A 25,738-nucleotide genomic window follows, 5' to 3' on the forward strand; every position below is an offset into this window, starting at 1 on the left:
AAAGCATAAAATACTTGACTCCTACTTTAGTTGTAACTATAATAATTACATCGTAGGTGGTGTTACATCTTAATGCATTCTACATGGAGAGAAGGCATATTTTTTTGTCTCAGTTGTAACTATATTAGTTACAACTAGGAACTAAATAAAAAAAGTGAGGGAATATAATATGACTGTAAAAATAAAAGCTTATTCAGATTTTATATGTCCATTTTGTTTTTTAGGGAAAGGTCCTTTAGACGAAATCGTAAAGGAAAAAGATGTAGAAGTAGAGTGGATGCCATTTGAATTACGTCCGAGTCCTTATTCCAAAATTGATCCATGGCAAGACCCTGATAAGTTGAGTTCATGGGATTCCTTTATTCTTCCTACTGCCAAAAGGCTAGGAGTTGATATGCGTTTACCGCATGTTTCCCCTCATCCTTATACACATTTGGCTTTTGAAGGGCATCAGTTTGCAAAGGAACATGGAAAAGGAAATGAATTTCATCATAGAGTATTCACTGCTTTCTTCCAAGAGGAACAAAATATTGAAGACATTGAAGTATTAACAGAATTAGCGGGTGAAGTTGAACTTTCTAAGGATGCTTTTAGAGAAGCGTTAGTATCACGGAAATATCGTGAAGTGCATCAAGAAGCTATAAAACATGCTTATGAGAAAGCTAAAATTACAGCTGTTCCAACGTTTATAATCGGTGATGAGGTTATTCAAGGACTAGCTAGCAAAGAAAGATTAGCACAAATCATTGATAAGGAATTAGAAAAAAATAAAGCCAACGAATTTGAAGGTATGCAATCATGAGTCAAAAAATGAATTTAGAGATTATTCGTAGGACATATGAAGGTCCATCTTCTTCCAATGCCCAGTATTTACTGGCAGCTTTTTCAGAGCATGTGGAATGGACAGAAGCTGCAGGGTCTCCATATGGTGGAACATACAAGGGTGTAGAAGCTGTCATGGAGAATGTATTTAGTCGTTTGACATTAGAATGGGATGATTATAAAGCGAGTGTAAATACGTATCACGAAATAAAAGACAAGGATATCATTATTGTTGAAGGAGTTTATTCCGGTACCTTTAAAGAAACTGGAAAAGCATTTCATGCAGAATTTGTACATGTGTGGGAACTTCAAAACAGGAAAATTATGAAATTTAAACAATATGTAGATAGTCATCTTGTTCAACAGGCTATGATAGTCTAAAAAACTAAGACCGACCATTTAAATAACAATAATCTCCATTAACCTTCGTCAAGGTATAATCTATATCTTTTGACGGAGGTTTTTGTCATGAATGAAAAGATCGATTTCGGATATTAAGGGATATTAAGGTTGCTGTAAGGTTATGGCTATAACCAGGTAAGGTTGAACGCCTATAATTTAATTAATCATACTTATAGTAGACAGGAGTAAAGAGAAATGACATTAATCAAAAAATGGATGGTTTTAAATAGCTTCCAACTTAAACTAATTGGTATCCTCTTGATGGTATTTGACCATGTGCATCAATTTTTTCACACAGAAGGAATACCGTTGTGGTTCACTTGGCTGGGACGAATTGTTGCACCTATCTTTTTGTTTGCCAGCGCGGAGGGATTCCATTATACGCGCAGCAAGTCTAAATATTTGCTTCATTTGTACGCCGGCTATTTGTTTATGCTGATAATGTCGGCTACGATTCCAGCTTTTTTTCCAAGCGATAATGTGCTTATGAATAATATTTTTGGAACACTCTTTCTTTCTGTATTATACATGACCTTGATTGATCGTTTTATAGAAGCAATCAAACGCCGGAGAGGGGGAGCTATCGTTTGGTCCTTCGTTCTGATGCTATTGCCGATTATATGGACATTTGTCTCCATGTATATGTTTTCATTTCTGGCCTCCCAGGAAAAGATATCCATAATGGGACTCTATATGATTCAATTTTTCCCATCTCTTCTTATGACTGAAGGATCTTTCATTTTTGTCTTGCTTGGAGTCATGTTTTATTATTTGCGTAAGTACCGTATGGCCCAAATAGCTGCGCTGGTAGCTGTGAGTATTTTCGTTGGGCTCAATTCACCTGTGCCTATGTATAATCTGAATGGGAACTTTCAGTGGTTAATGGTGGCAGCGGCAATCCCTATTTATCTATACAACGGACAGAAGGGGAGAAACATGAAGTATTTCTTCTACCTGTTCTACCCTGCACACATTTACTTTCTTTATATACTCGCTTATTACTGGAATCGCTAATTCATTTCACAATTGATAAATAACGAAATATAAGCGAGGAGAAGCAACTCTCCTCGCTTATATTTCGTTTAATCCTATTTACTTTTGCTATCAAGGATTGCTACACATCTTCTATTCTTTTTACGGATATAAATAATTACAAATAGCACAATACAAACCAATAAGATAATGATAATCCAACCATGGAAAATAATATTTTGGTAAGAAACATGTGATAGAATGTGAATTTTTAGAAGATGAAACATATGAAGTAACTGCTATTGAGTTTAATAATTTCGAAGCATATTTGTTGCCTTTCAAACCTAAAATTCCAATTATATTTATAGTATTTCCGTAGTAGCGAATAAATGGGAATGATCTGCTAAAAGACGGAAAAATAAATTCAATCTTATTAGAAAAGAAAAGCAAGAAAGAAATAGATTAATTACTGGAAGTCAGTTGGATTAAAGCAATGCAAATTGTTTATTGAACTAATGGATAACTATAGTTTGAAATTGGAAGGGCTGCCACGAGGTAGTCCTTTTTCAACTAACGGCAGGATAGTTTAATTATATTTGTTCAATCCATCTGTATAATGCATCCACATGAATAGTGTAGGATTGACTTGGACTAAATTCTTATCATTGATACTCAAGAAGTTAACGTTTCCGACTACGTAATCCATGCGATCAGTTTCTGTTATATTGAAATTTTGTCGGAGTTAATTGTAACCTTTTGGCTATAATTCGTATCTAACAATTGATTGGACTTTACAGTCATGATTAATAAGGCGAAGGAGAATCATCAATGTGAGCAATAAGCAAGATGTAAGAAAAGCAAGAAATGGAGATCACGAAGCATTTATACGACTCATCACCGAAATGAAGCTACCTCTATACCGTATGGCGCATTCCATATTGAAAAGTGATGAGGACTGCGCCGACGCCATTCAAGAAACAATCCTTAAAGCATACAAGGCTGTACATACTCTTCAAAAACCGGATTATTTTCAGTCGTGGCTATTTCGTATTCTGATCAATGAGTGCAATCGGCTACTGGCGAAGCACCTCAAGCTAGGAGAGGTTGAAGCGATTGAGAGGCTCTCGTATATTGAACCGGGGTATGGGAATATCGATATCCGCGAAGTTGTGAACGATCTGGATGAATCGTTGCGAATCGTTGTTATTCTGCACTATTTTCACGATATGACAATGAAGCAGATTTCCGATATTTTAGATCTTACAGAGGGGGCGGTAAAAACGAGAATGCACCGTGCCCGTAAGCAATTACTTGAATGGTTGTCAAATTTAGAGACAAAGGAGCATGAGGCATGAACGACTTTCAGTTGCAATCCAAATTGTTGGAACTGCGTGCAGAAGAGCCCGAGATCTTACCAGAGATCGTTGAGTTAAAAATGATGGAAGCTTTTGCTGAGATAGAACCTTTAAAAAGGACTGCGAGCAACAAGTTTAAACTTACGCTGGTTGCTGCCGTGGCAGCTATTCTGTTCGGTGGCCTCTTCGGTTCAGCATTCGTCTCGCCTACAATAGCACAGACTTTGAAGGGAATTCCGTTCATGGATCGGTTATTTACGCTTACCGGCAATGTTGGGCTTCAGAACGCCGATCAAAAAGGGTTGCTCTCGGAGTCCAGCTACAGCATAATGAAAAATCAAATCACTGTAAGTATAACGAAGGTCATCTATACGGGTTCAAACGTCTCGTTCGTGCTGCAAGAGCAGGCCGAAAAAGGGAAACGTGTTCCGCTGCGGTACCAGGCGATTGTTCAAATTGACGGTAAAGGAGCGCCTATAATCCTTTCAAGCGGCCATACGCAAATAGACGAATTGAATCCAAGCGAAGGCGCTGCAGTTATTAGCATCAGCCACTCCGACGAGGTAGATAGCCTCACTGGTGAGCCCTATTCGTTCCCGGATACGTTTCAACTTGGTTTTACTGTATTGCTTGAAGGGATGGAGGAAACGCCGTTCCAATTCGAGATTCCTGTCAAGAAAAATGCAGATGACAATAAGTTTACACCTCCTAATGCCGAGAAGACATGGAATGAAGTAAGCCTTTCTGTAAAAAGCTTAGAATTCACACCAGTCATGACACAACTAGTGGTTCACATCGATAACTCGGATGAAGCGGATAAGCTTACCGAAGGGCAGTATTTCGAATATGTGATCGAGGATCAATCTGGAAATATCGTTGAAATGTCGAAAGGCAAATCGGGCTATTGGATTCCCGGTACGGAGGTGTTTTCCACGCTTGCCGAACTTACGCCATTCGAGAATGTTCCTCAGTCTGTTATTGTGAAGCCGTATATTTCCATTTACAAGGAAGACGGGACGATATCAAGAATGTATATTCCTGAGTTAGAGATGCCGATCGAGATAAAACTCAAAGGTTAAACTATCGTTAATGAAACACCAATGTAATAAAACATTTATTCAAGTAACGGGAAATGATAGTTGAATAACATACATTGTTGAACGAGCTGAGGTAGCCTGCTCATTTTATTAAACTATAAGGCAGTTTATTTATAATATTGGTTTGGTTCTTGACCAGAAGCGATTTCACCTAATATAATTATCCATTAATAACCAATGCGAAAAGGTCCAGGTCCGTTATTACCTGTATAGATCGTCGTTAGTTGTTAATGGCTATTTGGGTGGCACCGCGAATAATTCGCCTCATATTGTGGGACATTTTTTTGTTTTTATTTAGCAAAGGAGGGTGAAATTTATGGAACCTACGCTTACAGCCGATCTTGAAAGAATTCTGCGAAAACTTGAAAAAGCTGATTTAATTAATCTTTTAGTCGATAGGATATCCTCAAGTGACTTGAATTCACTTCTCTTAAAAGTATTCAGCGAGAAAACAAAAACATCTTCTCCGAATGATCTACTTAAAAGATATCGGGAAAACCGTTTTGTACACCCAGCTGAGGTCGATGTACTCTTGCTTAAGAAGTTGGAGATGGATGTTTTAGATATTGCTTCTAAACATTCTATTTCGGCAATTCAATTATCTCCCGTAGCACCTTTGGGTTGTGCTTCTGTGCTAGGAACGGTTGATCAAAACAAAGCCATCTCAGCCCTTAGAGGAACGGAAGTTGTATCAGATGCTACTAATCTCTTAGCACTACATATCAGTGAATTAATTAAAACAAATTATTCAAAGAATAAGAGAGATCATTTTATTCGCTTCTGTACAACCCATAGGCATGTCCGAGCGCAATTCTTTGGAGATGCTCCAGGGATGCTACCACATTTCCATTTATTTTGTATGGTGACTTCTGGAGTAGACGAAGGTTCCTACAGCTTCGAAAAACAATCATTATGGGAACATATAAAAGTTTACCAAAGTATATTTAAGACTCTTTTTGGATCTGAAATCGAGATCATCTTAAGTGAACGTAATGGTTACAAAGATACTGCTGGTCTGGTCTCAAGGATCATAAAACACGGGCATGAACTGTCAATGAATGTGTCGGTAAGTACAGGTGAGCAGAATAAGGAAAACCAGTATTACAAAGGATTGCAATTCACTTTAAAGACAGTTATAGGTGAAACGGAGTATTACATTGGTGATGGTGGCTTTGTAGATTGGACACAAAATATGTTAGGTAGCAGGAAAGAGCGGCTATTAATTAGTGCAATTGGTCTGGATAGACTAATTTTATAAATTTCCGTAGCCTCATTGCACTGACGGGAAACGATAGTGCAATGGAGAGACCACCGAGGCATAAGTGGTCTTCTTTTTTGTTTTGCTAAGGAAACTTTCCCGCACCTATAATCCTTTTATAACATATCCCAAATATATTATATTTTTTAATAGGTACATGGTAGTATTTGGGTGAAAGGGTGAGCAAAGTTGAGGCAGAAGAAATATTAGGGTTGGGTGAAATTGATTCAACTATAAAACTAAAGAGAGTGGTTTAGATGACTTTTTAGGAGAAATTAGCAATATATGCTGACTTGATCTTAAGTGTGGGCTTGAATGTCAAACCAGGAGAAAACATTCAGATTAAATTTGATTCACAAAATCTCGAATTAGTTCGATTGACTGTCAAAAGAGCTTATCAAATGGGAGCGGCTCATATTGTATATGATTTTCAAGATGATGAAATGAATTTGGCAAGATACCAACATTTGAACGATGACCTTTTAGACGATTTTCCATCTGTGGTGGCAGATTTTAAACTGAATTTGTACAAAGTAGGTTATCTGCAATTATCGCTAGTATCTCCAAATCCAAACCTATTGAAACAAGTGGAAAGTGATCGAGTGGGAAGAATTAATAATGCTCGCTCAAAATCCATGCAAGAATCGATGAGATACGGTATGGAAAATCACTCAAAATGGGTTGTGGTAGCTGCTTCATCAAAAGACTGGGCAAAAGCTGTTTTCCCAACCTTACCTGAAGAAGAAGCCATATCACTTTTATGGGAGAATATCTTTATGGCAACACGTGTTACTATGAAAGATCCTAAAGAGGCCTGGTTAAAACACGATGCTCGGTTAAAAGAGTATCAAACGTATTTGAATCAAAAAAGATATTGTAAATTGCATTTTGTGAGTGAGCTGACTGATTTAACAGTAGGGCTTGTTGAAGGGCATGTCTGGAATGGTGGTTCGGAAAAAACCGTTTCAGGAGAAGTATTTATATCCAATATGCCCGTTGAAGAAGTCTGGACGATGCCCAACACAATAGAAGTAAATGGATATGTTACCATGGCTAAACCGCTAATCATTTCTGGTAAACTTGTGAATACGTTGAAATTGGTATTCAAACACGGAGAAGTTGTGGAGTATGAAAGTGATCAGCCAGACACCATTAAGCTGTTACTAGAATCAGATAGTGGAGCTAAACGTTTAGGAGAAGTTGCGCTAGTTTCTATTGATTCACCAATTGAGAAAACAGGTATCCATTTTAAAAATACATTATTTGATGAAAATGCTGCGAGTCATTTGGCGTTTGGACAGGCCTACTTAGATAATATAGAAGGCGGTAATATTATGAGCCTTGAAGAAAGAAAAGAACGCGGTATGAATCACTCTTCAATCCATAAAGATTTCATGATTGGCAACAAAGAAATGGCAGTTTATGGTGTGACAAATGATGGGCAAGAAGAAGCAATAATGATAAAAGGGCAGTGGGTTATTTAATAAAGAATGGAATTTCAATTATATATTGAAATAGAGTATTCCGATGAGAAACTTGGACGCAAGAGGGGGATGATAACGGCGAATGAAAGGGACTATCCATCCGATCTTGTTGGCTTAATTGAGCTATACCAGCTAATAGCTTGTCAACATTACCAGTAAAGTGAAGCCATATCATGTGATATAGTTAAAATAAACATGCCAAATAACCCTCCAGTTCAAGCAACGATTTGGAAGGTTAAACCAATTAGATTGGTTAAGCCGGACGGAATGCCTTCTTACTTTTCAAGATGGCATGTAGCCAATGAACTAGCTTATTTGCACATGCGACCAATGCCACTTTATGTGGTTTTCCCTCGGTTCTTTTGCGTTCGTAAAATTCTTTGAGCCGAGTGTTTCGAGAACGGATAAGTCCACATTGAACAGCCATCACCAGCGCGTAACGTAGCTGCCTTGAACCGCGTTTCGTGATTCGATTTCGAGTTGCTGTAAACTTACCTGAAGCAAAGACACTTGGGTCAATGCCTGCAAAGGCGACTAGCTTTTTAGGATGATCAAATCGGTCGACTTCTCCAATTTCAGATAAAATTGTTGCCGCAATTTTATGTCCAATACCGGGAATCGACTGAATTAAATCAAATTCTTCAATTTCTTCAGCCAGAGCATCTATGTTCTGTTCCAATCCTGTAAGATGCTCTTGGTATTGAAGAATGAGGGTAATAAGGACTTTCAAATTAATTAAGTGGCTTGCGTACATGGTTTGCTGAAATGGGTTTTGTTTAGCCGCATTTAGCAGCCGTTGAACGCGTTGGTTAATCCAGTCCGCTGAACGTCCTCGTTTCGAAGAAAGCAGTTCTTTCATTTTAGCTTTGAGTGTATCTTCGTCCGTCTGCAAAACCGAATATGAGGTTGGGAATTCACTTAAAAACCGTAGCGAAATACCTGAATACATAGATCCAAAGACACCTTTGTAAGCAGGGAAAACTTGATCTAGAACAGCTTGGAATTGCAGTTAGTCTGTACACACATCTTTGAAAGAGACTCATATTGCCTTGTCAGATAGCGTAGATTGAGCAGTTGCACACCCCTTTTTTTAAAAGGTTCAAACTCTTCTTTGTAGTACAACTCTCCCAACAGATAAGCGTCAGCAGCATCCGTCTTTACTTTACGAAGCTGAGACTTCCTAAGCCGATTTGAGATGAGTGGATTAATGACAATGTAAATATATTGATGCTCCTCTAGGAACTGAACAACGGGGCTTTGGTAATGTCCGGTTGCTTCTAGAATAAGTAAAGGACGTTGTTTGGATATAGACTCAACGTCCTTTAAAACTTGATGGAGATTCGCTAGACCATCACGAGTGTGCTGGAAATGGAACGTCCCTCTGAATGGGTTTCCGCGCTCTAAAAAGGCTTGTCCATGGCTTTCTTCTTTAGAAATATCTAGACCGATAACTGGATTCATTTCATCTCTCCCTGTATGTGTAGATTTACTGGCAGCCCCTACGTTTTCCTCTTGTCGCTCCATAGCATCGCTTGTTATACGGGATCTTACGTCCCAACCAGCCTCAAACATGGTCATGACAAGTAGGGGTGAACATTATAGCGCTCGGGATCAAGTCCCACGGGCAGGTACGTTCGACCAGACTACCTTAATCCTCTATGCAAATGAAAAAAGGATCAACCAGAAAGAACTGGTTGATCTCATAATACGAACGGGCAGGTTAGTTGAATATCAATTTTTGAGCAGGCTTCGGAAGCCTGCTCATTATTTAAAGAAAATATAACCATCAACGCCCCGGTTGTACTGATGATTTCAATAAAAATTCCTCATTCTCCTATTTCTGTTCCGTCCCTTTTTCTAGAGCGTGAGCAATGCTAATCTCCACAAAGTTCAGCACTTCGTCGGATACGGGATATAGTCCTGACTCTAACGTAGGGAGCTTCCTCACTTCCCAAAACTTGTCCATCAATTTCTCGTCTCCATTAAAGGTTTCGTGTGATAGCTTCATTAACTCGCAGGCAATGTTATAACCTTCATCAGATTCAGGTGGAACAGATTGCTGTATGCACCACTCAATCCGGCGCAGCAAAGAGACATATTGCTGAGTGGTCTGGTCATTACTGCTGAGATTGGGTAGTGCATTCTGTAGAAATGCACTTTCGTCATCGTTGAAGTAATCGATCCACTGTTTAGAAATGGGTTGTACGTTATGGACCAGATGAGAAACCCGATCCCAGGAGAGTGTACCTTCTAGATCTATCATGTTGATCAAAGACGTAGTATTTGCAATACTGCCCTGAAGAGAAGTGAGCTGCTTCTGAAGATGATTATGATGTGCGATTAGAATATGACGAAAAGATAGCATGTCCATTACATTTTGAATGTCTTCAAGCGGTAGTGATAGTGATTTAAGCAACGTTGTCTTTTCGAGAGTGAATAAATCTTCCACTGAATAATAGCGGCGACCGTTATCTTCCTTATAACTCGGCGTAAGAAGGCCTATCTGATCATAATAACGCAATGTACGGACTGAAATGTTCCGCTGTTTGGATACTTGTCCTGTTGTCCACCTCTTCATGTTAAATCCTCCTGAAAATAATGCTTGAAGGTAACGTAACGTAACCTATTATAGTTGAATTATAACACAGAGAGTTGAGGGATTAAGTATGAATAAGACAGAAATCTGGAAGAAGATGGACACGTGGACATGGCGTGAACTGACTGCTTTACTCGCGCTTGAATTTATATTCGTGATGTTCGTTATCAAATACGCGGTACAGTCAATGTATGAAAAATGGTTGGGTAATACGCTTTATTCAGGGACTCTTACAGGGCTTACGATCGCGATTACACTTTTGCTGGGATTATATTTAGTTGCCTTACGGCCGAAGAATCTGTCCTGGACAGATGTAGGAGTAAAGAGGTTTCCTGCTAAAGATTGGTGGAAGATTCCACTCTGGACAATGGTTCTCTTCGTACTTAGTGTGATGGCATTTTATCTCACAAGTTTTCTTGGAAATACGGTGGATAATAGCAAAACAGAGAGTCTGCAGCAAAATGTCACTTTATTTACTGTTCTTATAGGTATTGTATCAGCAGGGATCGTGTCGCCTTTCTATGAAGAGATATTTTACCGTGGATTTATATATCGCTGGCTGCGGACACGTGTTGGTATGAGGTGGGCAATTGTGATTAGCTCGCTGATCTTTAGTGCTGCACATTTTCCTACATTGAATGTTATGCCTGTGAGTATTGTTAGTGGAGTTGTGCTTGCATGGACATATGAGCGGACGGGATCGGTAGTGCCTGGGATGATCGTTCACGGGGTGTATAATACGATTGCCGTGTTGCTAACAGCGATGAGTTAGAATGATGATTATATTATGTATACACGATGAGCGCTGATGAGCCTCTGTGTTTCTGCATTAATTGGACGAGAGAGCAGCGTATTTAAGACTTGGGTACTGACCAAAAGCCTGGGTGTAATTCAACTAACGGGATACGTTAGTTCAATAAATACAAGAGGGCAGCTGGTCATCTCGATCGGGTGCCTTTGTTCAGCTGACGGGCAGGAAAATGTAATAGCCACATAGAATAAATTCATAGCGTGCTTTCATAGGATGAATTTCATCAGAATAATCAAGTTAGCAATGAATCGAGGTGTGATCATATGACCAGGAGAATGAAAATGAATACTTCAAATTCAACTTATGATGCAAGTGAAGCCAATGAAATTGAAGCAGAGATTAATCGCCTTAAAGCACAGGCTTTGATGGGATGGGAGAAGGAATATCAATATTTAGAATGGCATGGCTTGGAAGATGGAATGAATGTGTTAGAAGTGGGTTGTGGACCGGGATTTGTTACGGAACAGCTTATTAAGAACCTGCCAAATAGTAAAATAACAGCATTAGATTTTGATAAAAAGCTACTAACTAACGCTGAACAGCTCTGTACTGCTCTGTACTGCCTCAAATGTAAACTTCATTCAATCCTCTGTTTATGATATGAGCCTTCCGGATAATAGATATGATTTCGCTATAGCTCGTTTAATTTTCCTTCACTTATACGAGCCTGTAAAAGCAGTAGAAGAGATTTTTAGGGTGCTGAAGCCTGGTGGAAAGTTAGTAATCATTGATATAGATGATGGCATTTTTGGTGTTGTACAACCCAATATCGACAATCTCCATTCGATCATTAGCAAGTTAATTCGCATGCAAGGTGATGCTGGAGGTAATCGTGAAGTTGGACGAAGTTTACCCAGATTATTGAAAAAAACGGGTTATTCTAATATTAGTTTGGACGCAATTTCTATACATAGTGATTTAGAAGGAATAGAAGGCTTTGTGGAGCAATTTAATCCAAAGAGATTTGAACCATTTTTTAGGAGTGGGACTCTATCTGAAAGTGACTTTCATCATATAGAAAAACATATGAAAATTTATTAATTAATCCTGATTCGTATGTTATGATGATTTTTCTTTTAGCGTGTGGAACAAAGCCGTTAAATGGTACGGATGATAAATGAATAGCTAGGCTCTAATGGGAACCACTGCTGTGCTTGTCTACCAGCTGGGCAGTGGAATTTCTTCCATTAAATAAAAACTTGAATGGATGAGAACGCATAATAATATATCGTTGAACCTAAAGTGAATTCAATATCAATAATGAGCATGCGAATAGCCTTCCTATTATTATTGGAAGGCATTTCTTTCAGAAGAAAGTTCTGATTCTAGACGATATCCATAAAGGCTTCTTTTCGTGTTAAAACGGCAAATATCCAATGAAGCAGCTTGTTTATGCAAGCCACGACTGCCACTCGGTATGGTTTTCCCTCACTACGTTTCTTATCATAGAATGCTCTTAACTTCTTTGCTTCCAGAAGGTCTAATCCCGCATAAAACAGCAAGATACAGGGTGTGTCGAAGTCGTTTGGAACCACGTTTTGTGATTCGATTTGTTGTTGCCGTAAATTTCCCAGACGACTATACACTAGGATCAATGCCTGCAAATGCAACTAGCTTCTTCGCGCGATTTTATTGCCGATACCGGGAATCGATTGAATAATTGGATATTCCTCTACTTCAGTAGCAAGTGCATCAATCTGTTCCTCCAAATAGGCTAGATACTGAAGTAGTAACCCCACGTACAAATTAAGGCTTATTAGGTGGCTCTTATACGTTATTTTTTGAAAAGGATTGCTACTTGCTGTAGCTATGATGAGCTTTGGCTTTGCCTTTTCTTCTGCCCAACGTTCAGAACGGCTTGATCTAAGACGGCTTGGAATTGCAACTTTGCTTGAACATACATATCCGTGATGGACTCAAATTGCCTTGTTAGAAGACGAAGATTCAAGAGTTGAATGCCCCTCTGTTTGTGAACCTCGAACTCTTCTTTAGTAATACAGTTCACAGAGCTGGTAGGCATCCACTGCGTCTGTTTTTACCTTGCGTAGACTAGATTTCTTCGCTTGATGAGAAATGAGTGGATTCACAACAATGAAATGGATTTTTTGTTATTCAAGGAATTGAATGACTGCTTCGTGATAATGTCCTGTTGATTCTAAAATGACAGCGGCAGAAACCCTAGATTTCGTTTGAAGGGTCTTCACTATGTTGAATAATTCCTCTAGCCCTTCTTGTGTATGAAGAAAACAAAAGCTTTTACCGTAAGGTTGTCCTTTATTTAAGAATGCTTGACCTTCGCTTTTACCTTTTGAGATATCCAGACCAATAACTGGATTCATACGATTCTCATCCTCTCTGATTGTATGGTTGCCGGTAACCCCTATGACATCTGCTTGCAGTTCCACAGCATCGCACGTGATGCGAGATCTAGGTCTCAACCAGCCAAAGCATGGTTTCTACAAGTAGGGGGCGAACAGTTTTAGCGACGGGATGTTATCCCAGGGACACGATCGATCAACCCCGACTACCGTTATTAGACCCACTTAATATAAAGAGGTCAACCAGTAAAAACTGGCTAATCTCATAATACGACGGGACACGCTAGTTCAGTAAAACAGATTAAACCCTCTCATTTCAAGCAAACCTAGATTTATTAGGTCTAATGGGAGGTTTTTTATGAAGTTAAGTGATTTATGGAGACTTTACGAAGCAGACAAACGAATTCAGGGATTTAGTCCGTTCACCTTAAAAGCTTACTCATTACAAATGAAGATGTTGATTAGCGAATTAGGTGACCTTGATATAGGAGAGATCACTTTACATTTGCTAAAGGAATATTTATCTAAACAGTCCGGGCGATTGAAGCTAAGTAGTTTAGGACACCGTATTCGATTTGTACGTTCTCTTTTTCGCTTTGGTTATGAAGAAAGGTACCTCACGATGAACCCCTCTCTCAAATTAAGGGAACCGAAGATGGATAAACGCATTCCGAAGTTCTTAATTGAAGAGGATGTGGTTCATCTGAAGATCTCTTGTCTATCCTCTCGAGAACGAGCTTTACTTGAATTCCTATATAGTTCTGGCTGTCGTGCTGGGGAGGTACAGAAGATAAACATTGAAGATCTTAACTGGGAGAATTGTTCAGCAATTGTAAACGGCAAGGGAGCCAAACAAAGAGAAATTTACTTCACCACCGAATGCAAAGTGTGGTTAAAAAAATACCTGGAGAGTCACGAGGACTCCTGTAAGGCACTCTTTGTGACCGATACACACACCCTAACGACGAATGGCGATCCCGACGATCAGATGGGCATTAAAGCGATTAGCAAATCGAGGAGAAATTGAAGCTAATGTGTACCCTCATCGATTTCGCCATACCTATGCTTACCAATTACTAGATAACGGAGCCCCTTTGGAATTCATTCAAGGAATGCTGGGGCATGAGAAAGCATCGACCACTCAGGTATACGCTCAACTGCGTGGAGAATGTAGACGAGAGTTGTATCGTCGTTTCTTTTAATGTGCCTACAGGTGAAGGTAGTTGACCAAGGGTGGGCTACCTTTTCACAATTAACGGGTAGGATAGCGTGTGGCAACTAGCGAGTAATCGGCGTTCTTGAGGCTATAAGGCAGTTATGTGGAATAAAAGTTTGTTATTTATCTATTTCAAATGGCACTTATATGTGGTAAAGTTACTCACAATAATTTCCTGAGTCGAGGTGAAAACATGGAACATCGTATTCCTCCAATATTATTAGAATTGCAGAAAAACTCCCAACAATTGTTTGGGTTTAAGCTATATTCTTGGGAACCAATCTCGCTTGGTTGGCTTAATTTAAAGTGGAAGCTCGTGACAGACCGAGGGAAGTTTTTGCTTAAGGTTTATCATACACAAAGATTTAGTAATATTGATGTACTTAGTAGAGCCTTGCAACAACAGCAGAGATTACATAATACAGGATTTCCATGTCCTGAATTGTTGACTGTAAAAGAGGAAGTTCTTCATCGATTTCACGACGAAAAGTTTATTATTATGCGGTTTTGTCCTGGAAAGATTGTTAAACCTAAATATATGAACAAACAACAAATGTATGAGCTTGGTACTGTTACTGGTAAGATGCATCGGATATTGAATGATTCTTCGATTAGTGTGGAAAGCAACCCACAATTCATACCACAGAGTCGTAATGAACGACTATTTCATTGGAATAATGTTATCGAAGATGCAAAAAACAATGATAAAGCACATTTAATAAGCAATATAGAACTACAATTGAGATTAACTGAAACAATAGATGTTGATTCTTTTGGTAAGAGTACAGCAGGATGGACTCACAGAGACTTATGGGTTGATAATCTATTGTTTTATGATAATAAGGTTTCAGCTGTTCTTGATTTTGACAGACTGAATTTTGATTATCCAGAATTAGATGTAGCAAGAGCCATAATGTCTTGGGCATTTTATGATGGTATTTTACGTACCGATTTTGCTTCTGCCTATCTGGCTGGTTATCGCAAGGAAAATGAGTATCGTAATGGTATGTTAGTTGATTCCTTAAGAATGCTATGGTATTTGGAATCAGTATGGTGGATTAATTCGCAAATGGATTTACATAATGATATACAGGTAAGATTCGCCGAAGAAATGATTTGGTTAGCTCAAAATGATGAAAAGCTTCAGAAGGCTGTGGGGGGCTTATAAATGTTACGGTTAGAAACCGTAACATTGGACGATTAAGCTAACGGGACACGTTTGCTCAATAAACACCTTCGAGGCTGCCAGTAGATCGGTAGCCTTTTCTCACCTAACGGGCAGTATAATTTAATCTTTTTATCCATTAATATCGTACTATAAATGAAAAAGATTGGAGCTGATGATGTGAGATTTTTTTATGAACAAGAGAAAAATATTACTCAAAAGTACAGACTTTATGTGATTCTATCTTGGCTAACGTGGCATAAATTCAGGAAAATTGAAGAGAAAAAATTGTATTATAAAGAGCTGTCTAAATCCCCTTTAAACAGTCCTAAAAATATACGTTTATTAAACTAAAACCAACTAATATCTTGTCAATATTTTTCTCTTAATTTCTTTGAACTCTAGCCTTATACTATAATGGGCATGCGTAATAGCCTTCCTATCATTGGAAGGCATTTCTTCCAGAAGAAAGTTCTGGATTCTAGACGATATCTATAAAGGCTTCTTTTCGTGTTAAAACGGCAAATATCCAATGAAGCAGCTTGTTTATGCAAGCCACGACTGCCACTCGGTATGGTCTTCCCTCACTACGTTTCTTATCATAGAATGCTCTTAACTTCTTGCTTCCAGAACGTCTAATCCCGCACAAAACAGCAAGATAAACGAAGAGAATGGGGAAAAACCCGATCTTTAGGTGCATTTTCATCCATAATACTCACAGCAGATGGTCAGATTACTCAGGGAAATTTGGAGAAACAAGCTCAAGAAAATGGTTTAGAACTAGAATGGATCCGACATAATTTTGATTCCATCCGACTTGACCATGGGTTCTGCATCAAGAGTCCTAAAGCTCCCTGTGATTACCTTACACAAACAATAGAGCTACCATGGATTAAGAACATTGCAAGTCCTTTCATGTTGACCAAACTTTTCAATCGTATTATAAAGATCAGGTCTTAATGGAGGACGATATAATACTATATCAAAAAGCAGGACGAACTAGGTCCATTGAATTAACTCAAGTTAAATTAGAACGATATAAAAAAATATTGATAGAATTAGAAAATACAAACGGTATCTTTGGCTTAAGTAAAGATAGAAGAGAATATAAATAATAAGTCTGATGATTCCCCTAATATCCACCTGAACAAAAAACAACTGAGTTCCCCCAACTCAGTTGTTTTACATGATTTCTATTAACTCTATTGAAATATATTATTGTCATTTGTGATATTTCCCATCAGAAATTCTATGCATGCGATGTTAACGGAAATAAAAAATGCTTCACTCCATCTTTCAATAATGGACGAACAAACAATGTATCATCCGTCTCTGTGATCAACCCTGACTGAATGTTCTCATTGTCACTATCAGGCACAAAGTAGAAATGGATCATCTCCGTGGCATCAGAAATTATATGTTTGACAACTACCTCTAAATCGATTGTCTTTTTACTCACAATATCAAAAACATGCAACTGATTCTCTGCTTCTTTAAATAGAACAATCACATCCTCCTCTTCGACATAATAAATCGCATCATTAAAGACTAGAATAAAGTAAAACATCAATAGATCCTCATTACCCTTTATACCTAATCTCGACGATACAGGAATTCTTTCAGTCGCAAATTCCTTTAGTACCTCGAAATCAATCTGGTTATTGACATCTAGCTTGCGTAGAGCGGACTTTGGAGTCACTTGTTTTTTTAAATCTGAAACCATCAAGCTGAAACTGCTTTCCTGAACCTTCTCAAACCCGAACCTAGGATAAAAATCTAGCACTGTATCATTAGCAAATAAATAGATGAAATCATAATCCTTTTCATACTTTTCAATGATATGGTTCATCAGCTTAACTGCCAATCCTTGGTGACGATAATCTGGATGTGTCATCACCGTTCCCAATTGAATCGCCTTATATTCCTTACCATTGGACGTCACGATCATTTTATTGACAGAAGCATTCGCAATAATCTGATCCCCATTTACGTATGAATAACATATGTAGTTATCGTTCCAGCAGCCCTTGCTGTACCAGTCCTTAAAATTGATCTCAAATATCATCTTTGCAAGCTCATTAAAGCTTTCCTTATATTTTTCGATGTGCTTGTAGTCACTAATTAATTGATATTCACTCATGATACATCCCCATTCCAACTTCTTTTCCATTTCATCAGATCATGCGATTTTCCTGAAAAGTCTCCTTCATCCGGGATGAAGGTACTTACTTTATTGAACCCAGCTTTTTCGTATACATGAATAGCTTTTGAATTATTACTTTCTGGGTCAATTAGTAAAGCAGATATTTGATCGTTTAGAAAGTTCTGAAATTCATTAATGGTTGGATACGACAAACCTTTTTCTAGATATTTTTTATTACCAATCAAGAAGTCAAGGGTAAGGGTTAGTCCGTCAGGTTCAAGGAAGGGCACAAGATGCTCTGGCGTGTCCTCACTAGCATCAGAAGTCATGATAAGTGAAAAGGGTTCATTATCGTAAGATGCTACCCAATAATCAAACAACTCCTTTGTACCATTCACAATATTGTTGGTAAAGTTATTCCGAGTATAATCACCTGTTCCCCAAAACTCTTGAACATGCGGGCTATTAAACCATTCTATTACTATTTCTAAGTGACTCATATCAGCTTTAATAAATGTGATTTTGTTAGTATTTGTGGTGGTCATATTATCTCCTCATAAGAATGTTATGTGTTCTCTTATTGTAACATCTTGAATATTCCGATTCAAAATGGAGGATTAATTACTACTGGACTATTCCTTGTTCACACTGCCAGATCGATTCATTATTTTATATTCCAGAAATTTCATTTGGATAAAGAACGTACGTTCGGTATATAATATGAAAAACAGGAATATACGTTCGTATTTCGGAGATGAGATTATGAGTGTTACTGCTAATCCAAGTATTGAAACAAAAGAGGATATTGAAATGATCAAGGAATACACCTTGCTCCCCATTTTGCTGGATATGTTGACAAGAGATATGGAAGAACTAAAAATCTATAAAGATAAAATTGTGTACAATCAAGTCCTTTTCTATCTTAAAGAAGTTGAAAACTCAATTTATCCGCAATTGCACACCTTGAAAATTAAAATGAAGAAACAAAATATTAAAGTTCTGAATACCGAATTGAATGTATTAGGTATCGATATTGAATACAAAGTTCGTGGCTATATCCACCACTTCACTATGTTGAGAGGTTTAGTAAAAGCAGAGTTAATGACCATGCTGATGAATATACAGGGGCGGTTAAGATGAGTGAATCCCGCGAAAAGGTTATTTTTCTAGTGGATTGCCAGAGTTTTTACGCTAGCGTTGAAAAGGCAGAGCACCCAGGATACAAGAATAAGCCGGTTGCTGTGGCTGGATCTGTATTAAAAAGATCAGGAATAATTCTAGCCGCTTGTCCAATTGCAAAAAGTTTTGGAGTAACTACAGCGGATCGTCTAGGAGAGGCTCTAAATAAGTGCCCTGATCTCGTAGTAATGCGTCCTCGCATGCAGCATTATATTGATGTCTCACTGATGATTACAAAGATTTATGAGGAGTTTACGGATCTAATCGAGGTTTTTAGTATTGACGAGCAATTTTTAGACGTTTCTGCAAGCCTGCACATCTTTGGGGGGCCTGTAACGATCGCTAAAGCTATTCAGCAAAAAGTTCTAAGTCAAACAGGAGTATGGGTTAGAGTCGGTATAAGTTCTAATAAAATACTTGCTAAAATTGCGACTGATATATGGGCAAAGAAAAATGAAGAGGGTATCTTCACTTTGTCAAAAGCAGAAATTGAAACCTTACTTTGGCCACAACCAGTAAATAAGATGTTTGGTGTCGGTTCACGTATGACCTCTCACTTTGCTCGCCTTGGCATGAATACAATCGGAGATATTGCCAGAACACCGTTGCCACGTCTTAAAGAAAAATTTCGTGCTCGCTTTGGCAAACAATCGGATATTCATGCAGAGGTAATGTGGCGAACAGCAAATGGCTTGGATGATAGTCCTGTTACACCTAGAACATTCGACACGCCGCCAAAGTCAGTTAGCCATATGATGACATTGCCTAGAGATTATATAGAACCATGGGAAGTGGATACCATTTTACTAGAGCTCACAGAAGAGGTTTGCCGCGATTGCCGTCGTAAAGGATATATGGGCTCTGTAGTCACAGTTAGTTGTATGTGCAGCCCTTATGAAGCACCAACTGGGTTCTCGCGCCAAATGAAACTGCAGGATCCTGCTAACCACACAAATACCGTATTTGAAGCAGTAAAAGTGCTTTTTTATAAATTTTGGGATCGAATGCCCGTACGTCGTATCGGTGTAACTTTAAGTCAATTAAAGGATGATCAAGATTATCAACTCACCCTTTTTGAAGATCAGGTAAAGGCTAGAGCATTGGATAAGACCACTGATTATATTAAAGATCGATATGGAAGCGCAGCAATCGTAAGAGCTTCATCGCTTACTACTGCTGGGCAATCAGCGGATAGGTCGTTGAAAATTGGAGGGCATTATAAGTGAGTAAAAAACTTGAAAAGAATGGGCTCTGGGAATCTAGCCGGATGATGTTGCCACAACATAAAGAAGCATTTCAAAATAGACTCAGCGATAAAGCTGTTCATCCTAGTTGCCCAACAACAGAAGAAATCAATATGATGAAGGACTTTGTTTTATTACCGATTATGCACTCGATTATCATGAGAAAAGCTCGTGAAATTGAGCGATCCTCCGAAATGCTAAGAGTACTCTACACGAAAGTAGCACAACTTCTTGCTAAAAACATGTATACAGATTTATCTAAAGTTAAAAGATCTCTATTGGAAAAAAATATTCGCGTGTTTGAAGAGGAAAAAGATGATCAAATGGTTCGTTACCGATATATCTACCGTAATTATGAAGATAGTTTTGTAATCACTAGAAGCTATATGCGTGCTGAAGTAAGTATGAGGATCGGACGATATGCTGATGTTCTTATAACCAACATATGCAATAAGAAAAAGCCAGACAATTAAAAAATATAACTTGCGAAGTGTCCAAAGAAAATAAAGTCTTAGACTGGAGTTGTTGATTGTAACGGTCACTCTAAATGAATTGTATTGATTACACCATACATGACCGGGAAGCGAGTGCTACTGAATTGACACTAACCTTTATGTAAGTACCTGTACTAAAAGTGCATACTTACTTATTTGTAGTGCGTACTTTATACTCTAGAAGTAAATAATATTTAAGGAGGTCAAATCTTTGAAAACTCTTATTATCGTATCGCACCCAAGCATAGAAAAATCTGTTATTAATAAGCGATGGGTAGAAGAACTCAAAAAATATCCTGAAAAGTATACTGTACACGAATTGTATAAGATTTACCCAGACGGAAACATTGATGTGGAAAAAGAACAGAAATTAATTGAATCACATGATAATCTTATTTTGCAGTTCCCTATATATTGGTTTAATTGTCCGCCTATCCTTAAAAAATGGCTTGACGATGTTTTTGCTTATGGTTGGGCTTATGGTTCAAATGGAGGCGATAAATTAAAGAATCGCAAAGCTGCTTTAGTTGTATCTGCCGGAATTGAAAAAGAAGATTATAGTGAAGAGGGAAGATATCGCTATACACTTGAACATTTATTATCTCCTTTTGAAACGACCTTCCTATACTGCAATGCAGATTATCGTTCATTCTTTGCGTTTTATGGTACAGAAAATGGGCGGTCTGCAAATGAATTGGAAAAAAGCGCACAAGATTATTTGAATTTTGTTGACAACCTGTAATAGGGAGCTTTATTAAAGCTATAAAAAAGAAGTATTTCCTTGTTCAGGAGATACTTCTTTTGATTTTAAACAAAATAGCTATGCCTACCGCTGTACAGCCTCCAGAGCTGACAAACTGTTTTTCTCTCCCCACTCGCACATCATATTTAACACTGGAATGAGAGAAAGACCACGTTCAGATAAAGAATATTCAACTTTTGGAGGTATTTGGGGAAATTCCTTGCGTATGATAAGGTCATCTGCCTCCAGCTCTTTTAACATGATGCTTAGCGTTTTAAAGGAAATGGTACCGATACATCGCTTCAGCTCATTATGCCGCATAACCTTATTTTCAGACAGCCAATACATAATGGTCATTTTATATTTACCGCCTATTAAGGACAACGTATATCCAAAGCCAGTGTCTTTTAGCGTCACACCAGTAGGAACACAGCTTTCACTCATAGTTACACTCTCCTTTAGGTGGGTATATGATATAAATATACATACTTTATATTTTACAGTGTTACTGAAAGGAGGTAAAGTAAGATCGCTATAATACTTGTTATATCCTTAATTTGAATAAATTAAGAAAATGGTATACCTTTGACGGCACCGTTGCAACTAAACCTTTTAGGTACATAATTTAGCCGTTATAGCGTGTGTGGAGAACCGTATCACAAGTAAGCTTATGCTCACTTTGACAAATATCATCTTCATCATCTCGGTGGTAAAAATGATAATGTAGGCGCTGCTAGCTCTGCCGTGCTGGAGAGGACTATGCTGGGAATGGTATAATTTCAAAAAGAGTATAAAGTGGGAGGCATACATGATGAGTGATGATCTTTTGGTAAAGCTAGATGCGTTGCATGGAGAAGATGAGTTTGAAGAAATCGTAGATACAATTATGGAGATTCCTGCGGAGGATAGAGATTATGTACTGATCAGTCATTTGGGCAGAGCGATGAGTAATCTTGAACGTTACGAAGAGGCGATTGAACAGTTCTTAATCATTGCGGAAGAGGGCAAAGATGATCCGCTTTGGCACTACCGTATGGGACTTGCCTATTACTATCTGGAACAATATGATGATGCCTTGAGGGAATTTAACGTAGCAGACAAGTTAGACCCCGGAGATGAGGATACCTTGGAGTTCCTGGACTGGATTCGGAGTAAAACCGTCCAGAAACCTGTAGAAGAGTCCTCTGCAGAGTTGAATATCAAGTTTGATACCGATTCCGATCTTGATCTCACAAACTTTTGGGAAGACAGTGAGTTTGCACTTGAGAAATATGTTTTGAATTTGCCCACAGACGATTTAATTTCTTCCGTAGAAGAAGAACTGGTCTTCAGGTTACCAGCTTTTTATATTCAGATGATGAAGTTACACAACGGGGGTATTCCCCAAAACCAGTGTTTTCCTACAGGGAAAGCCATCTCTGGGGCAAAAGGCCATGTTACGATTCCCGCTATCTTGGGAATTGGGCGAGAGAAAAGAAACTCGCTGTGCGGAGATTCAGGCAGCCGGTTTGTGATTGAGAATGGTGGTTATCCTGAAATTGGTGTGGCAATTTTTGAATGTCCTTCTGAGTCTGGGGTGGTGATGCTAGATTACCGTTCATCAGGAAATGACGGCGAACCAGAGGTTGTTCATGTGGACAAAGAGAATAATTACAAGATTACCAGGTTGGCTCCAAACTTTGAGGCCTTTATTCGCGGATTGGTGAATGAGGAGCTTTATGTTTTGTAGTTGTCTGTAGCGGCAAGTTGCATCAGATAATAAATATACTCCAATAATAAAGGCACTCATCAGGTGCCTTTTGTTTTCGTAGCATGGATGATACGGTGAGCCGTACTACAAGCGATGTTAAACAAAATTAGGAAAGAGATATTACTTGATCGAAGCTACATTGAAAGAGTACAGGAAATGTGGCTTTGAAATAAAGTTGTACCGTTTAATCATTTGGATATGATTATCTAAAGGGTTGTTTTTATGTAGAGGGAGGTATCTAATGAATCATATTAACGTCGATTTAGTTGTAAGATTAATAAATGAACAATTTCCCGAATGGTCTGATTTAGATATCAGACCTGTAAAATTTAGTGGGCATGATAATAGAACTTTTCATTTAGGTGAGCATATGAGTGTAAGATTACCAAGTGCAGCATCCTATGTTCCTCAAGTGGAGAAAGAACAAATATGGTTACCCATATTAAACAAAGAACTTTCTTTACCAGTTTCTACACCATTAGCTAAAGGCAAACCTAGTGATGAATATCCATGGCCTTGGTCTATCAATAAGTGGTTAGAGGGAGAGACATTGTCTCAAAAAAGTATTAATGATCTTAATCAATTTGCAAGAGACTTGGGGACATTTTTAATTGAGTTACAATCTATTGATGCTAGTGGAGGTCCTTTAGCTGGGAAGCATAATTTTTATAGAGGTGGATCTATAGCTGTATACGATGAAGAGTCTAGATATGCAATTGAAAATAATAAAGATACTCTTAATGAAGACTTATTGAAAAAAATTTGGGAACTGGCATTAGATTCTAAATGGGATTCAGAACCTGTTTGGGTTCATGGTGATATAGCACCAGGAAATATACTAGTTAAAGATGGAAGGCTTTGTGCAGTCATTGATTTCGGAATATTGGGTGTGGGAGATCCTGCTTGTGATGCTGCAATGGCATGGACATTTTTTGATAAAAATAGTAGAAAGATATTTAAGAATGTATTAAATATGGATGAAGACACTTGGAACAGAGCAAGAGGATGGGCTCTATGGAAGGCTTTAATAACATACAATGGTAATAAAAATTCTAACAAAGCAATAGCAGAAGAATCATTTAATGTTATTAATATAATAGTAGATGATTACGAATCAGAGAAAATACAGAGAGCGTAAAATATTTTGTGTAAATAGATAAATAGAAAAAGGAAGACCTTTTCTTGTAGAATTGAGTTACCACACAAAATTCACAGAGAGAGGTCTTCCCTATGAATCATTTTACAACAGATTTAGTTCAAGCTCTAGTCACAAAAAAAGATGTGACGGAGGTTTTTCGTAATCACTTAGAAGCTGCCATGAATCATCTGCTAGAGACGGAACTTACTGCATTTCTAGACTATGAAAAATATGACCGTATAGGCGTAAATTCAGGTAATTCTCGAAACGGTGGCTACTGTCGAACGCTTCATACCGAGTATGGGGACCTGCAGTTAAACATTCCTCGAGATCGTAATGGAGAGTTTAAGCAACAGACCGTAGCACCGTATAAACGCTCAAATGACACGCTAGAATCTTTCGTTATTCACATGTTTCAAAAGGGTGTCACGATGACGGAGATTGCCGACCTAATCGAGAAAATGTATGGTCACCACTACACGCCGCAAACCGTATCGAACATGACCAAAGTAATGGTCGAACATGTCGATGCTTTTATGAAACGACCACTTGAGAAGCGCTATGTGTGCGTCTATATCGATGCTACCTATATCGCGGTTAAGCGTAAAACCGTATCTAAGGAAGCGGTCTATATTGCCGTAGGAATTCGTGAGGATGGCACCAAGGAAGTACTCACGTACGCCGTTGCACCGACCGAATCAGCTTACATCTGGAAAGAACTGCTCCAGGACGTGAAAGAGCGTGGTACCGAACAAATCCTTCTGTTTATCTCCGATGGACTCACAGGCATTGTGAATGCGATTCAGGAGATCTATCCGCATGCGAAGTACCAAACATGCTGTGTTCATTTAGTTCGTAATATTGCCCATAAAGTTCGAGTCTCAGATCGAGCAGAAGTCTGTGAGGACTTCAAATCCGTCTATCGATCCGACGATGAACAAGCTGGTAAAGAAGCGCTAAAAGCCTTCTGTGACAAGTGGAAAACCGCTTATCCTAAGGTCATTAAATCCCTACGAGAAAACCCCTATATCTTTACGTTTTACAGTTTTCCTAAGCCGATATGGAGAAGCATTTATTCGACGAATTTAATCGAGTCGTTTAACAAACAGATTAAGAAATACACGAATCGTAAGGAGCAATTCCCCCATGAAGAAGCACTAGAAAAATTCTTGGTTGCACAGTTTGAAAGCTATAACCAACGCTTTGCTACCCGTTGTCACATTGGTTTTGATAAAGCTCGTTCAGAACTGCTAGCTATGTTCTCCACCAAAGACTAACCCTAGTTCTACAAGATAAGGTTATTTTCATTTACACATAATTCTTGACGCTGCCAAAATACAATAATGATTTCAATCTTCAATTATTTAAATTATGGTAAGACAGTCAGCCTTATTGTTATGCTACTGGAGAACGATAGTTAAACATAAAGGGTTCCACATATTAGTTATGTACAATATGTAGAACCCTTTATTTTATTTGACTTTCTTAAGTTTAGGTCTTGATAATCTTACTTCATTTAGGTTTTAACAGAGCTTCTATTAGTCAAGACACT

General features: G+C 38.3%; 24 protein-coding genes and 4 pseudogenes. 21 read left to right on the forward strand and 7 right to left on the reverse strand.

What is annotated here, in order from left to right:
• Nucleotides 1-169 precede the first annotated feature (169 nt).
• The 7 genes from UB51_RS04505 (at nucleotide 170) to UB51_RS04535 (ending at nucleotide 7,390) form a co-directional block, all read left to right on the forward strand.
• Complete coding sequence (locus tag UB51_RS04505; protein WP_044876269.1) at nucleotides 170-802, forward strand: DsbA family oxidoreductase; 633 nt, start codon at nucleotides 170-172, stop codon at nucleotides 800-802.
• On the forward strand, nucleotides 799-1,203 hold the full coding sequence (locus UB51_RS04510; RefSeq protein ID WP_044876270.1) for a nuclear transport factor 2 family protein: 405 nt from the start codon (nucleotides 799-801) through the stop codon (nucleotides 1,201-1,203). Before UB51_RS04505 ends, UB51_RS04510 begins: the two co-directional genes overlap by 4 nt.
• 216 nt (nucleotides 1,204-1,419) lie before the next feature.
• Nucleotides 1,420-2,238: a TraX family protein gene (locus UB51_RS04515; RefSeq protein WP_044876271.1), complete on the forward strand. Its 819-nt coding sequence runs from the start codon at nucleotides 1,420-1,422 to the stop codon at nucleotides 2,236-2,238.
• Between the two features lie 788 nt (nucleotides 2,239-3,026).
• The gene (locus tag UB51_RS04520; protein ID WP_044876272.1) at nucleotides 3,027-3,551 is read left to right on the forward strand and encodes a sigma-70 family RNA polymerase sigma factor; all 525 of its coding nucleotides are present in this window, start codon (nucleotides 3,027-3,029) and stop codon (nucleotides 3,549-3,551) included.
• Nucleotides 3,548-4,630, forward strand: coding sequence for a DUF4179 domain-containing protein (locus UB51_RS04525; protein ID WP_044876273.1), 1,083 nt, complete (start codon nucleotides 3,548-3,550; stop codon nucleotides 4,628-4,630). The genes UB51_RS04520 and UB51_RS04525 overlap by 4 nt, the downstream gene beginning before the upstream one ends.
• Nucleotides 4,631-4,964: 334 nt before the next feature.
• Nucleotides 4,965-5,906, forward strand: coding sequence for a hypothetical protein (locus UB51_RS04530; protein WP_044876274.1), 942 nt, complete (start codon nucleotides 4,965-4,967; stop codon nucleotides 5,904-5,906).
• A gap of 281 nt (nucleotides 5,907-6,187) precedes the next feature.
• Nucleotides 6,188-7,390 (forward strand): aminopeptidase, encoded by a 1,203-nt coding sequence (locus UB51_RS04535; protein WP_044876275.1) that lies wholly within the window; start codon nucleotides 6,188-6,190, stop codon nucleotides 7,388-7,390.
• Nucleotides 7,391-7,643: 253 nt separating this feature from the next.
• Here UB51_RS04535 and UB51_RS04540 read toward each other — a convergent pair.
• Both UB51_RS04540 and UB51_RS04545 read right to left on the reverse strand, forming a co-directional pair.
• Nucleotides 7,644-8,851 (reverse strand): annotated as a pseudogene (locus UB51_RS04540) (IS110 family transposase).
• A 373-nt stretch (nucleotides 8,852-9,224) separates the two neighbouring features.
• Nucleotides 9,225-9,968 (reverse strand): MerR family transcriptional regulator, encoded by a 744-nt coding sequence (locus tag UB51_RS04545; protein WP_044876276.1) that lies wholly within the window; start codon nucleotides 9,966-9,968, stop codon nucleotides 9,225-9,227.
• 88 nt (nucleotides 9,969-10,056) lie between these two features.
• Here UB51_RS04545 and UB51_RS04550 point away from each other — a divergent pair, with 88 nt between their 5' ends.
• The 4 genes and pseudogenes from UB51_RS04550 to UB51_RS26215 all read left to right on the forward strand — a co-directional run bounded on the left by UB51_RS04550 (nucleotide 10,057) and on the right by UB51_RS26215 (nucleotide 11,838).
• Entirely contained in the window at nucleotides 10,057-10,758 is a 702-nt protein-coding gene (locus UB51_RS04550) for a CPBP family intramembrane glutamic endopeptidase (RefSeq protein ID WP_044876277.1), read from the forward strand.
• A 320-nt stretch (nucleotides 10,759-11,078) separates the two neighbouring features.
• Nucleotides 11,079-11,396 carry a class I SAM-dependent methyltransferase gene (locus tag UB51_RS29250; protein WP_052675754.1) on the forward strand — a complete coding sequence of 106 codons (318 nt, stop codon included), beginning with the start codon at nucleotides 11,079-11,081 and terminating at the stop codon, nucleotides 11,394-11,396.
• A 1-nt stretch (nucleotide 11,397) separates the two neighbouring features.
• Nucleotides 11,398-11,493: pseudogene (locus UB51_RS29555) on the forward strand (SAM-dependent methyltransferase); the annotation flags it as partial.
• Complete coding sequence (locus UB51_RS26215; protein ID WP_052675755.1) at nucleotides 11,494-11,838, forward strand: methyltransferase domain-containing protein; 345 nt, start codon at nucleotides 11,494-11,496, stop codon at nucleotides 11,836-11,838.
• A gap of 284 nt (nucleotides 11,839-12,122) precedes the next feature.
• Here the strand turns inward: UB51_RS26215 and UB51_RS04560 are convergent.
• Nucleotides 12,123-13,136, reverse strand: a pseudogene (locus tag UB51_RS04560) (IS110 family transposase).
• 337 nt (nucleotides 13,137-13,473) lie between these two features.
• Here UB51_RS04560 and UB51_RS04565 point away from each other — a divergent pair.
• From UB51_RS04565 to UB51_RS04570, 3 genes are all read left to right on the forward strand, one after another.
• Nucleotides 13,474-14,142 carry a tyrosine-type recombinase/integrase gene (locus tag UB51_RS04565; RefSeq protein ID WP_234405542.1) on the forward strand — a complete coding sequence of 223 codons (669 nt, stop codon included), beginning with the start codon at nucleotides 13,474-13,476 and terminating at the stop codon, nucleotides 14,140-14,142.
• A 7-nt stretch (nucleotides 14,143-14,149) separates the two neighbouring features.
• Nucleotides 14,150-14,317, forward strand: coding sequence for a tyrosine-type recombinase/integrase (locus UB51_RS28705; protein ID WP_234405543.1), 168 nt, complete (start codon nucleotides 14,150-14,152; stop codon nucleotides 14,315-14,317).
• Nucleotides 14,318-14,524: 207 nt separating this feature from the next.
• Nucleotides 14,525-15,499: a phosphotransferase gene (locus UB51_RS04570; protein ID WP_044876278.1), complete on the forward strand. Its 975-nt coding sequence runs from the start codon at nucleotides 14,525-14,527 to the stop codon at nucleotides 15,497-15,499.
• 478 nt (nucleotides 15,500-15,977) lie between these two features.
• Here the strand turns inward: UB51_RS04570 and UB51_RS27575 are convergent.
• The 3 genes and pseudogenes from UB51_RS27575 to UB51_RS04585 all read right to left on the reverse strand — a co-directional run.
• Nucleotides 15,978-16,160: pseudogene (locus UB51_RS27575) on the reverse strand (IS110 family transposase); the annotation flags it as partial.
• 585 nt (nucleotides 16,161-16,745) lie between these two features.
• Nucleotides 16,746-17,636 carry a GNAT family N-acetyltransferase gene (locus UB51_RS04580; protein ID WP_044876279.1) on the reverse strand — a complete coding sequence of 297 codons (891 nt, stop codon included), beginning with the start codon at nucleotides 17,634-17,636 and terminating at the stop codon, nucleotides 16,746-16,748.
• On the reverse strand, nucleotides 17,633-18,184 hold the full coding sequence (locus UB51_RS04585) for a GNAT family N-acetyltransferase (RefSeq protein ID WP_052675756.1): 552 nt from the start codon (nucleotides 18,182-18,184) through the stop codon (nucleotides 17,633-17,635). Before UB51_RS04585 ends, UB51_RS04580 begins: the two co-directional genes overlap by 4 nt.
• 217 nt (nucleotides 18,185-18,401) lie before the next feature.
• Here UB51_RS04585 and UB51_RS04590 point away from each other — a divergent pair, with 217 nt between their 5' ends.
• The 4 genes from UB51_RS04590 (at nucleotide 18,402) to UB51_RS04605 (ending at nucleotide 21,298) form a co-directional block, all read left to right on the forward strand.
• A complete protein-coding gene (locus UB51_RS04590; protein ID WP_044876280.1) occupies nucleotides 18,402-18,779 on the forward strand; it encodes a YhjD family protein in 378 nt (125 codons plus the stop codon).
• Nucleotides 18,776-20,044: a DNA polymerase IV gene (locus tag UB51_RS04595; RefSeq protein WP_044876281.1), complete on the forward strand. Its 1,269-nt coding sequence runs from the start codon at nucleotides 18,776-18,778 to the stop codon at nucleotides 20,042-20,044. Before UB51_RS04590 ends, UB51_RS04595 begins: the two co-directional genes overlap by 4 nt.
• The gene (locus UB51_RS04600) at nucleotides 20,041-20,535 is read left to right on the forward strand and encodes a YhjD family protein (RefSeq protein ID WP_044876282.1); all 495 of its coding nucleotides are present in this window, start codon (nucleotides 20,041-20,043) and stop codon (nucleotides 20,533-20,535) included. The genes UB51_RS04595 and UB51_RS04600 overlap by 4 nt, the downstream gene beginning before the upstream one ends.
• Before the next feature lie 232 nt (nucleotides 20,536-20,767).
• On the forward strand, nucleotides 20,768-21,298 hold the full coding sequence (locus tag UB51_RS04605; protein ID WP_044876283.1) for an NAD(P)H-dependent oxidoreductase: 531 nt from the start codon (nucleotides 20,768-20,770) through the stop codon (nucleotides 21,296-21,298).
• An 84-nt stretch (nucleotides 21,299-21,382) separates the two neighbouring features.
• Here UB51_RS04605 and UB51_RS04610 read toward each other — a convergent pair whose 3' ends face one another.
• A complete protein-coding gene (locus UB51_RS04610; RefSeq protein ID WP_044876284.1) occupies nucleotides 21,383-21,742 on the reverse strand; it encodes a winged helix-turn-helix transcriptional regulator in 360 nt (119 codons plus the stop codon).
• Between the two features lie 367 nt (nucleotides 21,743-22,109).
• On the opposite strand from UB51_RS04610, the gene UB51_RS04615 reads away from it, so the two are divergent.
• From UB51_RS04615 to UB51_RS04625, 3 genes are all read left to right on the forward strand, one after another.
• Nucleotides 22,110-23,027: an SMI1/KNR4 family protein gene (locus UB51_RS04615; protein ID WP_044876285.1), complete on the forward strand. Its 918-nt coding sequence runs from the start codon at nucleotides 22,110-22,112 to the stop codon at nucleotides 23,025-23,027.
• 262 nt (nucleotides 23,028-23,289) lie between these two features.
• The gene (locus UB51_RS04620) at nucleotides 23,290-24,186 is read left to right on the forward strand and encodes an aminoglycoside phosphotransferase family protein (protein ID WP_044876286.1); all 897 of its coding nucleotides are present in this window, start codon (nucleotides 23,290-23,292) and stop codon (nucleotides 24,184-24,186) included.
• Nucleotides 24,187-24,278: 92 nt separating this feature from the next.
• The gene (locus UB51_RS04625) at nucleotides 24,279-25,463 is read left to right on the forward strand and encodes an IS256 family transposase (protein ID WP_044876287.1); all 1,185 of its coding nucleotides are present in this window, start codon (nucleotides 24,279-24,281) and stop codon (nucleotides 25,461-25,463) included.
• The last annotated feature ends 275 nt before the right edge of the window (nucleotides 25,464-25,738 follow it).

This window comes from Paenibacillus sp. IHBB 10380, from assembly GCF_000949425.1.
Classification (GTDB): domain Bacteria; phylum Bacillota; class Bacilli; order Paenibacillales; family Paenibacillaceae; genus Paenibacillus_AQ.